This window comes from Kitasatospora sp. McL0602 (assembly GCF_052076145.1).
Lineage (GTDB): Bacteria > Actinomycetota > Actinomycetes > Streptomycetales > Streptomycetaceae > Kitasatospora.
On the sequence record NZ_CP197246.1, the window covers coordinates 5816256 to 5828493 of the forward strand.

1 protein-coding gene is annotated in these 12238 nt (G+C 68.0%); it reads right to left on the reverse strand.

Going from position 1 to position 12238, the window contains the following annotated elements; genetic code table 11:
• Nucleotides 1-13: 13 nt before the first annotated feature.
• Entirely contained in the window at nucleotides 14-12124 is a 12111-nt protein-coding gene (locus tag ACR68M_RS26435) for a LamG-like jellyroll fold domain-containing protein (protein ID WP_441246619.1), read from the reverse strand.
• Nucleotides 12125-12238 lie beyond the last annotated feature (114 nt).

Here is a 12238-nt window from a genome sequence, read left to right on the forward strand (position 1 = left end):
GAAGGTGGCCCAGCTAGCGATAGCTCATCACCGAGCGATAGAAGTACAGGAGGCCATCTTCGGGGCGGAAAAACGTAGAAATAGTTCCGCCGCTATTGAGATATCCGTAGTAGCCGGTAGCTGGGTCAAAGCGATGCATTCCCCCAGTAGTAGTTTGAACACTGATGGATCCATATGGGCCATCGCTGGCCATGAAATCTCTTGCGGTCTCACGATATGCCTTGCGACCGCCAGGACCATTGAATTCAGGCATGTCAGGATCCACCGCACGCGGTTCGCGCGGTACTCCCTTCTTGATCCTGAAATCAACACCCTTGACGTGCTTTGCATAGTGAGCACCAGCTGACTGATCTGAGTTGAAGTCTGGTCGGCCGTCGCAGTTGTCGCCATTATCTGGATCAGGCTCGCATGATCCAGAGCTTGGTCCGGCGGGAGGAAGCTTACCGCCGCCTGATCCGGCGGCGCCACTGCCAACGGGTAGACCCTGTGTATTGGCGGCTTGGCCGATCTGGAGGTTTGCTCCCTGGGGGGCCTGGGTTGCGCCAGCTATTCCGGATTGTGTAGCGCCGTCCTCTTTGCCGTTCAGTGAGCCGGCGGCCGCGGCTGTGGAACAGGGAGAACAGGGGGCAGGAGGGAGCTTGTGCGGGTCGATTTTTGGCGGAGTGTTTTTGGCGGGGCGAGGGCGAGGGTGAGGGCGAGGGTGATGGAGAGTGTCATCGCAGCTGTTGTATCCAGCTGCCAGGCCAAATCTACCCTGGCCTGGGATGCTGACGGGCATCGGCATCCCGGGGGCTTCATCTTCAACGGGGATATCCTCTCCCCAGAATAGGCCAAAGAAATTTAGGCCAGAAGAGCCGCCCTCGACCGTTGATTTCAGAGTTTGGCCGTCCCTATATATTTTTTCTAGCTTGTCTCCCAGGTTTTGCCAATAGAAACCCTCCCTGCTGGTTGAGGATTCCATATAGGACTGGCTGTTCCAGACTGCGTTGAGGTCGCTCTCGTCGTCATTCAGGTCTGCCCAGCGGTTGTGCCGCGGGCGGGTGTCAGGACCCGTGGGCGAGGGGTCCTCGTCGCAGGAGGGGCTGTGACCACTCGGGTCGACGCTGTTGAGGGGGTCGCCGGCGCCGTAGGTGTAGCGGTTGGCGATGGCGGAGGTGGTGGGGGCGAGGTTGGCGGTGTCTCGGCTGGTGAAGCCGGGGGTGGTGGGGTCGTACCAGCGGCTGGCTGTGCTGGTCTGGCCGGTGGTGGTGTCGGTCCAGCCGCCCTGGTAGCCGAGGTTGGGGGGGGTGCCGGTGGTGGCGGTGGGCTTGCCCCAGGGGTCGTAGGCGTTGGAGCCGGTGGGGGTGGTGGCGTTGGCGGTGAAGGTGCCGATGAGGTCGCCGTGGCGGTCGTTGTAGGCGAGGGCAGCGGTGGTGCCGTTGCCGATGGCCGTGAGGGCGCCGTCGGGGGTGCGGGTGTAGGTCTCGGTGCCGTCGGTGACGAGGTTGCTGGTGGTGGCGTCGTAGCTGAAGGTGTGTCCGGCGCTCTGGGCGAGGCGGCCGAGGGCGTCGTAGCTGTAGGTGGCGCCGGACTGGGAGGTCAGCTCGTCGAAGGCGTCGTAGGTGGACGGGGTGGTGGTACTGCCGGTGACGGTGACGGAGCGGGTGCCTCGGGCGGTGTAGCTGTAGTTGGTGCTGCCCTGGGTGGTGGGCTGGTTGCGCTGGTTGTAGGCGGTGGTGGTGATGCCGTTGGCGGTCAGGTTGCCGTTGTTGTCGTAGCCGTAGTTGGTGGTGACGGCGCCGTTGTTCCAGGTACTGAGGCGGCCTGCGGAGTCGTAGGTGTAGGTGTGGGTGGCGGCCCCGGCGAGGCCGGCGGTGGTCTTGGTCTTCAGCTTGCCCGAGGGGAGGTAGGTGTAACTGAGGGCGGCGACCGTGGTGTTGGAGCTGGTGGTGAGGCTGTCGTTGAGGAGGTTGCCCTGGTCGTCGTAGCCGTAGGTGCGGGTGTCGCCCGTGCCGTAGTGGATGGTGCTGACCTGGCCGAGGGCGGTGTAGGTGTAGCTGAGGGTGTTTCCGGTCAGCGGGTCGGCGAGGGTCTTGAGCTGTCCGGCCGGGTCGTAGGTGAAAGTCGAGGTGCCCGCGGTGTTGGTGCGGGACGCGAGCTGACCGTCACTCGTGTACGTGTAGGTGGCGTTGCCCTGCGGGCCGGTGGAGGAGGCGACGGCGCCTCGGTCCTCGTAGGTGTAGGACTGCGTGCCGCTCGGCGCGGACAGTGAGGTGAGGCGGCCGTCGAGGTCGTAACCGAGGGTGCGGGTCGGGGTGGCAGCCTCGCCGCCGGCGCCCGACTGGCCGGTGAGGCGCCCGGCTGCGTCGTAGGTGCTGGCGAGGGTGACGCCGCCGGGCTCGGTGACCTGGACCGGCCTGGCGAGGATGTCGTAGCCGGTGGTGTAGGTGCGGTCGACGAGGTTGGGGTAGGCCGAGGTCGCCGGCTCGATCGTGGACTCGGGCAGGCCGAGGGTGTTGAAGGTGTAGTAGGTGGTGTTGCGGTTGCCGTCGGTGTAGGCGGTGCGGTGGCCTGCGCTGTCGTAGGCGAAGTTGGTGGTGATGCTCTGCCCGCCTGAGACGGGCTGGCTCTGCTGGACGGGCCGCCCGAGCACGTCGTACGAGACGGTCGTGGTGTTGTGGTCGGCGTCGGTGGCGGAGTCCTGGAGGCCTGCGGCGTCGAAGTGGGCGCTGGTGCTGGCGAGTACCGCTCCGGCGGCGGACAGCTGGGCGGTGCTGATGGCCTGACCGGCGTTGTCGTAGGCGATCGTCGTGGACGGCCCGGTGGTGCCGGGGGCTGCGGCGGGCAGGGTGACCTTGGTCGGTTGGCCGACGAGGTTGTAGGCGGTCTGGATGCTGATACCGAGCGGGTCGGTGGAGCTGGTCCGTTCGCCTGCCGCGTCGTAGACGGCGGTGGTGGTGCTGCCGCCCGGTGAGGTGACGCTGGTGCGGTTGCCCGCGTCGTCGTAGCCACTGCTGGTGGTGTAGACGGCGGTCGTCTGGCCGGCCCGGCGGACGAGGTCGGAGCGGGTGATGACCCGGCCGAGGTCGTCGTAGGTGGCGAGACTCTGGGCGCCGACGGGATCGGTGACGGACTGCTGCTCGCCGTTCAGGTCGAAGGTGGCCAGCACCTTCGGGGTCACGCCGCCGAGGGCGGGCATGTCGGTCTCGACCACGTTGCCGGACTGGTCGTAGCGCTTGGTGGTGATCTGGCCCTTGGCATCGTGCGCCGTCACGGGACGGTCGAGAGCGTCGTAGTCGAGCTGGGTCACCGGAGACAGGGCGGTGGTGGAGCCCGGCGCGGTGTAGGTGCTGCCGACGACGGACTCGTGGTGGCCGCTGTTGGGGTCGTAGGTGTGGGTGAACGTGGTGACGTTGCCGTCGGGGTCCTGGGTGGACGTCGCGGCGTCGTGGATGCCGTAGCCCGTGCGGGAGATGGCCCGGCTCTGAGCAAGGGTGACGGGCTGGCCCGCGGTCGTGTCGAACGCCGTGGTGGACACCGGCGGGCTCGTGACGACGGTGAGGCGGCCGGTCGCGTCGTGGGTGAAGGTGGTCGTGTAGTTGGCGGCGATGGCACCGCTGACGTTGCCGTCCGGGCTGACCGTGCTGATCGGCAGGCCGCGCTGGTCGTACGCAGTGGTGGAGACGGAGTCCTGCGGCGGGTTCTTGACGGTCTGTGAGAGCGGGTGGCCGACCGCGTCGTAGGTGGTGTCGGTCTCGCGGGTGTCGGTGCCGTTGGTGAGGGTGGCGGTCAGGATGTTGCCGGCGGCATCGAATTGGGTGTTGCGGCTGGTGCGGTTGAGGCCTGCGGGGTCGACGGTGGTGCTGGTGGCCCGCCTGGCGGCATCGTAGGTGTTGGTGACGGTGGTCTTGCCGCCGCCGGTGACGCGTTGGGTGAGCTGGCCCGCGCGGTCGTAGGTGTTCTGCTGGAGGACGACGTTGCGGGTGGTGCCGTCGGGGTTGTGGAAGCCGTCGAGGTCGGTCTCGGCGACGGTGTTGTCGTCGTTGTAGTAGGTGTGGGTGGTGCGGCCCATCGCGTCGGTGTCGGTGGCCAGGCGGCCGGCCGGGTCGTATGCGCGGGAGTCGATGACCTGGGTGCGGGCGGGGATGGGGTTGGTGGGGCTGCCCGTGAAATTGGTGATGACGGTTTCGAGCAGGTGGCCGGTCGCGGAGTAGCTGTAGCCGTACGTGGTGCCTGCGGCGTCGGTGGTGGCGGCGGTGTTGCCGTAGGCGTCGTGGTCGTAGCTGGTGGAGCGGCCTGCGGCGTCGGTGGTGCGGGCGAGCAGGTTGTTGCCGGTGTTGTAGATCCAGCTGGTGGTGCGTGGCTGGTCGCCGCCGGTGGTATCGGCGACGGTCTGGGTGAGGGTGTTGCCGTCGCTGTCGTAGCCGGTGGTGGTCCGGCGCGTGTGGGTGGTGCCGGTGACGGCATCGGTGGTGGCGGGGTCGGTGCGGGTGACGGCGTTGCCCTGGCCGTCCCAGGTGTAGCTGGTGGTGGTGTTGGTGGGTGTCTGGCCGGGGCCGCAGTTGGTGCAGTGCTCGGTCTGGGAGAGCGTGCGCCCGAGGTTGTCGTACGTGTAGGTGGTGATCAGGCCGAGCGGGGTGATGGTCCTGGTCAGGTTGCCGACGGCGTCGTACGCGTAGAACGTCTTGCCCGCGTCGGGGGTGGAGGTGCGGGCGTCGACGGGAGTGGAGGTCCAGTCGACGAGGCCGCCGGGCTGGGTGCCGCCGGTCGGGTTGCCGTTGCTGTCGACGGCCTGCTCGGCGCCGCCGGTGTGGTCGATGGGGGTGGTGCGCCCGGCGGGGAAGTCGCTGGTACCGGGGGTGGTGACGCTGGTCAGGGCACCGAAGGAGTTGTAGGCGTACTTGGTGGTGTACGTCGTGTCACTGCTGTCGCTGGAGCGGGCGTCGCTGGCGGTGGCGCGCTTGTCGTTGGTCGCGTTGAGCGGGTTGGCCGGGTCCAGGAGGTAGGTGGCGTAGCTGGTGTTGCAGTGCGCCGGGTCCTGGCAGGTGGTGGTGGAGACGGTGTTGCCGCGTGCGTCGTGGCCGGTGGTGACGGTGTGTCCGTCGGGGTCCGTGACGGTGTGCAGGAAGCCGGAGGTGTCGTAGGTGTAGTTGGTGGTGTTGCCGTACGCGTCCGCGTAGGAGCTGAGGAGCGCGGTGCGGGTGTCGTAGCGGTAGGTGAGGGTTTTGCCGGTGGGGTCGGTGACGGTGGCGGTCGTCATCGGGATCGCCGTGCCGCCGTTGCCCATGGCCTTGAAGTGGGCGGCGACGGTGGTGTCGTCCAGGGTGCTGTTGTAGTACGAGGCCTCGGCGATGGAGCCGTTGAAGTGGCCACTGGGGTCAGTGGGGGCAGCGGGCCAGTTGGTGTCGGTGCCGGCGCCGAGGTAGGCGTAGGTGGTGCCGTCGTACGCCAGCGTCCCCTTGTTCTCGGTAGCAGCCTTCGCGCCGTCGAGGTAGAGCGTCTGGGAGTTGGCGGTGGCGGCGAGGACGGCCTGGTGCCACTTGCCGTCGGTGACGGTGCCGCTGCTGGTCATCTGGTCGCTGGTGTCACCGCCGGGCAGGTCGGCGAAGAGGCCGTGGAGCTTCTTGTCGGTGCCGACGTACAGGGCCGGGTTCCACATCATGGCCGTACCGGCCTGGGCGGAGGTGCCGAGGCTGTTGGACTGGTAGCTGTAGAGGACGCCCGCGCTGGTGGTCTTGAACCAGAGCTCCATGGAGGCCGGGCCATGGGTGGGTGCAGCGCTGTTGGGGAGTTGGAGCACGGCGGTGCTGCCGTCGAAGGCGACGGAGTGCTGGTTGGGGTCGTTGGTCGGCCCTGCGTTGCCCAGGGTTGCGGCCGTGTAGGTGCCGGAGGTGAGGTCGGGGAGGGCGGTGCCGAGTTCGTCGGCGGCGCTGTAGGCGCCTGACGGGTCGTCCAGGCGCCAGTAGCCGGTGGGCTGGTCGTGGACGACGGCGGTGCGGTAGGCACTGGCGGCGTCCGGGCTGCCGACGGGGCTGCCGGTGACGCCGGCGGTGTGGTGGGTGGCGATCCGGTCCGGGGTGAGCGCGTACGGGTAGTACGCGAAGTCGGCGATCGCGCCGTTGAAGTGGCCGCTGGTGTCGCTCGGGGCTGAGGCCCAGCCGTCGGCGTTGCCCGCGCCGAGGTAGACGTAGCCCTCACCGTTGTACTTGGGGGCGCCGGGCATGGCGGCGCCGCTGGCTGCACCGTCGACGTAGAGCTGCTGGCTGCTGCCGCTCGCGGTCAGGACCGCGTGGTGCCAGGCACCGTCGTTGACCAGGCCGGCGGAGACGGCCTGGGTGGCGGTGCCGGTGTAGAAGGCGCCGCGCAGGTGGCCGGTGGTGTCGACGTAGAGGGCCGGGTTCCAGTCGGCCGAGGAGGTGTGGGCGGTGCCGAGGGGGAAGTCCTGGTAGCCGTAGAGGACACCGGGCTTGGTGGTCCGGAACCACAGCTCGACACTGGCTGCGGTCGCGCCCTTGACGGGTACGGCCGTGCCCGGCAGCTGCACGTAGGACTGGGAACCGTCGAAGCTCGCCGCCGTCCTGGTGCCCGAAGCCCATGGACCGGTGACGCTGACGGCCGCGCCCGAGCTGTTCTGCGTTCCGGAGCCCTGGCGGTAGGTGCCCTGGTTCTGGGCGACGGCGGTGGAGGTGAGGACCTCGCGGGCCTGGTTGCCGGTGGTGTCGTCGAACGGCCAGTACCCGGTCGGGAAGTTGTCCAGCACGCAGTACTGGTAGGGCGTGCCGGGAATGTCGTCCGCGACCTGGTTGTAGAGGTCGTAGACCTGGCTGGCCGTCAGGCCGTGGGCGAACGCGGAGACCCGGGATATCTGGCCGTTGAAGTGGCCGGAGGGGTCGGTGGTGGAGGTCGCGGGCCAGCCGTCGCTGACGGTGCCGGCTCCGACGTACACGTGCGAAGCGGCATTCGAGACGATCTTCGCGCCGGACAGGCTGCCGACCGCGTTGCCGTCCAGGTACAGGGTCTGGGAGGTGGCGGTGTCGGCGGAGAGCAGCGCGAAGTGCCACTTCCCGTCGTCCACGGCCAGGGTGGACGGGGAGGCGAGGGTCTTGCTCGCGCTGCCGGTCCAGAACTGGCCGCGCAGGCGGTGGTCGGTGCCGACGTAGAGCGCCGGGTTCCAGTCGCCGCTGGTGGGGGCCGCGCCGATCGGGAAGGTCTGGTAGCCGATCAGCACACCGGGGTTCTTGGTGTTGAACCACAGGCCGAGTGCGCCTGGTCCTGCCTGCGGTGCGTAGGAGGCGGGCAGTTCCGCCCAGGAGGTGGAGCCGTCGAAGGTGGCGGAGCCGTTTCCGAGGGTGACGTTGGAGTAGGTGCCGTTGTTGGGGGTCGGCCGGGAGGCGTAGATCTGGTTGGCGGCCTGTGTGCCGGCGGTGTCGCCGAGGCGCCAGTACCCGGCCGGGTTGGAGCCCAGCACCTGGCCCTGGTACTCCTGCGCGGAGCCGTTGACGGACGTGCCGTTCACCCTCCACTGCCCGCCGACCGCGTCGGTGACGACCTGCGCCCGATCCTGGAAGGCGTCGTAGGTCACCTTCAGCTTGGCCTTCGTCGACGGCAGGTTCAACGAGGTGAGCTCGGTGGCCGGGTCGTGACCGGCATGCCACAGGGATGCCACGGCCGGGTCGCCGAGCGCGTGGTTGTAGATCGCCACCTCGCCGATCTGCCCGTTGAAGTGGTTGTAGGTGTCCGCACCAGGAGCGGGGATCTTCGGCCACGTCACGGCGCCGTACTTGGTGAACCCGGCGCCGACGTACGTGATGTCCTCGTCGAGGTGGTCGATCGCGCCGCTCAGACTGCCGATCGACTTGCCGTCCAGGTACAGGGTCTGGGTGGTGCCCGAGCCCGTCAGCAGCGCGTAGTGCCAGCCACCGTCCTTGACGCTCGTGGTGGTGGTGATGGGGTTCTGCCCCAGCGACGGCCCGTAGAACTCACCGCGCAGCTTGCCGTCGATGTCGACATACAGCATCGGGGAGGCGTGCGAGGGGCTGGTGGCCGCGTTTTGGTACTCCGCCAGCACACCCGGGCTGGTGGTCCTGAACCAGAGGCCGAACGCCAGGTAGCTGTTCTTCAGCGCGGCTGCGGGCAGGGTGATCTTGCCGTTCACTCCGTCGAAGGACGAGGACGGCGCGGTTGAGCCCGGGGCGACGGGGCCGCTGTCGGCATTCGCTCCATGGTCCGAGTACGTGCCGTTCGCGGTGCCCTGGTTGGATGCCACCTCGTCCAGCGCGACCGGACCTCCACCGCCTGCCAGGCGCCAGTACGACGTCGGCGCGGAGTCCAGGAGCGCCGAGCGCAGGTGCGAGCCCGCCGAGTACGAGTAGATGGTGGGTGCGGAGGTGGAGTTACCACCGGTCGGCGGGGCGAGCACCTGGTCCAGCTCGTCCGCGTTGCTGGGGCTGTACGTGTAGGTCCAGGTCAGGGCCGAGGCCGGGTCACTGGTGACCGCGTCGGTCACGACCACCGCCACGTGACGCCCGCTCCACCCCAGATGCAGGGCACGGTGGCTGGCCAGGTCGGTGACGGTGTCGAGCTGGCCGGCGCTGTTGTAGTGCATGACCTGGGCGTGCCCGGCCACGTCCGTGATCTGCGAGATCACATAGCCGTTCCCGGCCGGCTGGTTGAAGTTGTACCGGGTGCCGGACTTGTCCAGCAGGATCCATCCCGGGTGGGCAGTGTCCGGCGAGAGTGTCTGACCCTGCCCTGCCGCGGAGGTGTAAAGGGCCATGCCCGTGGGGGAGTTGTATGCCCCGCCCTGCCACTGCGAGGCGCTGTGGTACAGGTACTGAACGCCAGTCGGCTTGTCCACCGCCACGATGTCCGTACCCACGTCAGCGGCGTTGATGTTGTTCACCGCTGCCAGGTCACGCCGGTACTGCCAACCGCCCGTGGTGCCGATCTGCGTCGGCGCACCGAGGGTGCCCGAGCCGAGCGTCGCGCTGCCAGTGCTGGTGTAGAGCTTGAGCTGCCCGTTGCTGGTGTCGATCGCGACGATGTCGCCTTGGGTGTCGTGGTTGAAGTCACCGCCGACCAGCTCGGTCATCCCGTTCCAGCCAGTCCCGATCACGCTCGGGACGCTCGTCTGTCCGGCGGAGGTGAGGGGGTAGGCCATCAGATTGCCGGTGGTGCTGTTGATCGCGACCAGGTCCTTGCGGCCGTCCGCGCCCAGCGGCGGGGTGACGGCCAGGTTGGTCATGTTGTCCCAGCCCGACCCGATCTGCACCCGAGCACCGAAGCCGCCGCCCCGGTATCCCGGGTAGAGCCACAGCGTCTTGTCGGAGTTCTGCAACGCGATCAGGTCACCGACACCGTCACCGGTGACATCGCCACCGGTCATCTTCGACATGCCGGTCCAGCCGGACCCGCCCACCAGCCTCCGCTTGGTCGCCGAGAAGTCCGGCCCCGGGTACAGCCACAGCTGATCCGTCGTCGAATCCACCGTGACGACGTCATCCACGCCGTCACCGGTCTCGTCACCCACACCCGTCAACTGCGTGAGCTGGAAGTCATTGCGGCCGAACCGCTCCGCCCGCCCGTTCGCCGCCGTCAGCACCACCGACCCCGAGTTGTCCGCGTCCGACACCACGCTCATGTCGAACGCCGTTGTCCACCCGGAGCCGAACAGCGTTGATGTCCGCGGGTCCAGCGAGTTGTACGAGCGCGTCACGTTCAGGGCAGGACCAACCGCCTTGACCGAAGCGTCCGTCACATCTGTCGTGTAGTTGCCCACCTGTGGGTCGAACGTCCGCCCGCTGCCGTCACCGGCCGCACCACCCAGGTGCGAGGTGATCACCGGCTGCTGGACCTGGGTCGAGAAGTAGCTCGGCGGCGACCACGCGGAGCTGGCCTGCCCGTCGAATGTCCTGGCCACCCAGGAGTAACTGGAGTTCCATGCCAGCGTGCCGTACGGAGCTGGCCAGCTGGTGCTGGACTGCCAACCGGAGTCGGCGAGCTGGGAGGGGGCGCCGGTCTGCGGGTTCGAGTACAGCAGGAACTGGTACTGCAGCCCACTGCCCGGGAAGTTGTCCGGGTCGTGGCCGGCCGCGTAGAGCTGCGGCGACAGTAGGCCGACGACGCTGTTGGACAGCGGTTCCACCCGGTCGAGCTGAGGCGGCGTGTTACCGGCCGACACCCACGTGCACTGGTGCACGGGGACGTTGTACGCGTCGCGGAGGGACGCGGTGCCGTTGACGAACCCGTCCCAGCAAAGCTGGTACGACTTGCCGGGCGCCATGGCCGGGATCACGCCGGTGAGTGTCACCGACTGGCCAGGGGCGACAGTGCCGGGTATGCCGATCAGCGGGGCGTTGCCGACCGATTGCTCATGCCAGTCGGCGTCGTAGAAGCGAGCCTTCACCTGCATGTTCGACGAGTTCCAGGTGTTGGCCCCGAGGTTCGTCAGGGTCACCTGCTGGGAGCCGGTCGTGTTGATCGTCGGAGGGTTGTAGTTGGCCGGTATGGAGTAACCGGCGGCCCAGTCCGCGTATGTCAGGTTCAGGGACGGCGGGTAGCCGGTGTTGACGCTGTCGAACTTCTTCCACGCCTCGACCTGGCTGGTGTCCGAGGTCAGTGCGAGCCCGAAGTTGGTCTCGGGGTGGTGGGTCCAGTTGTTGACCAGCTGAACACCGGCGGTGGTGGGGTCCTGTCCGAGATCGAACGGCACGGCCACCGGATTGCCCGGACAGTGATCCACGTTTGGTGCCTGGAAGGTTGCGCTGGAGATCGTCGTGCCCGCTGTCGGCACCTGCCAGGCAGCGGTGACACCGGAAGGATCCCAACCGCCGGTGATCGCATGGACGTCCACCTCCCGCTGGTCGCAGGCGCCGCTCTGATAGGCGGTGAGGTCGAGTTCGGCCTTCTCGACGTACATGTTCCGCAGGTCGGAGGACACGGAGTCGAAGACGATGAAACTGGAGTCGGAGTCAGCGCCGTAGTTGTAGCTCCCCGTCTTCAGATCCTGGGAGCTGGCGTGGTTCGAGGAGTACTGGGTCGAGGTGTAGGTCGACCGGGTGCCGCTCTTCTGAGTGGTGGACGGGTCCACCTTGATCGGGAAGACCCGGTGCGGGTCGTGCAGCCACGCCGCGTCCAGATCCATCCGGAGGGTGGTGGTGCCGCCCGAGGTGATGAGTCGGTAGGTGACCCCGTCGGACATCGCGCCGTCGCCGGAGCGGTCGTTGCGTGCGGAGTCCTCCATGAATCCGTGCGGGATCGTCGTACGGACCTGGCCGGCCGCATCCGTGAACTGCACGTTTCCGGCGCTGTCGAGCGAGGCGGACAGCCCGGTGAGATCGAGCGGGAAGTTCCAGCTTGTCGGAGCCGTGCCGTCGTGCAGGATCAGGGATTCCTTGACCCCGGTCGTCAGAGCGTTGTAGACGATGTCGGTGGCCTGGGCCGCGCCGGGGTAGGTGAGGGAGTCTGCCTTGACCACAGCCTTGGTCGGCTTGGCACCTTGCAGGCTGTACGCGAGGCGGTGGTCGGCGTCCATCGACCAGTCCAGCATGCTCGTGCTGTCGGCCTTGGGGGCGAAGCTGAAGGTCTGGCTGTTGGCGAGCTCCGTCCAGCGGTTGTCCCGCCGCTGGGTGAGGCTGGTGTCGATGTCGGCCCAAGACCCGTCGGGCTTCTTGTAGTGCACCGGGCGGCTGTAGACCCGCATGGTCTTCGTGCCGTCGGGGCTCTGGAACACGGAGCTCGTGGCGGTGCGGCTGCCTTGGACCTCGGTGGCCCCCGGTGCAGATCGCTGCGCCGCGCCGCCGCCGTTCGGCGTGGCGCCGTTGGCGATGGCAGTTGGTTTGGCCGGGCCGGCCGGATGCTTGCTCAGCCAAGCCGGCGGGTCGGTCTGCTGACCTGTCACAGCCGCCGGAGGCGCGTCCGACTTCCGTGGCTTACCGGCGCCCAGCGGCCCGGGAAGCTCGGGCAGTTCGCCCTGCCCCGGAAGGTGGCCCGCGTCCTTTCCGGTGTGCAGCGAGGTCGCAGAGGCGTCGGCCCGTCCGTTCCGCCCGGCCGCACTGCCACTCCGCTGCTGGGGAGAGTCCGCCGTGCCGGGAGTCGGCAGTGGAGCGTGCAACTCCACGAATGCGCTCGCAGGTTGGACCGCCACGAGCGGGATCATCAGCAGGCCGACCAGCGCGGAGAACCAACGCCCGACCGTTCGTCCACTTCTCCCTACCGGTACCCGGAAGGAAGTTCGTGCTGCAGCGGTCAGGAAGGACAT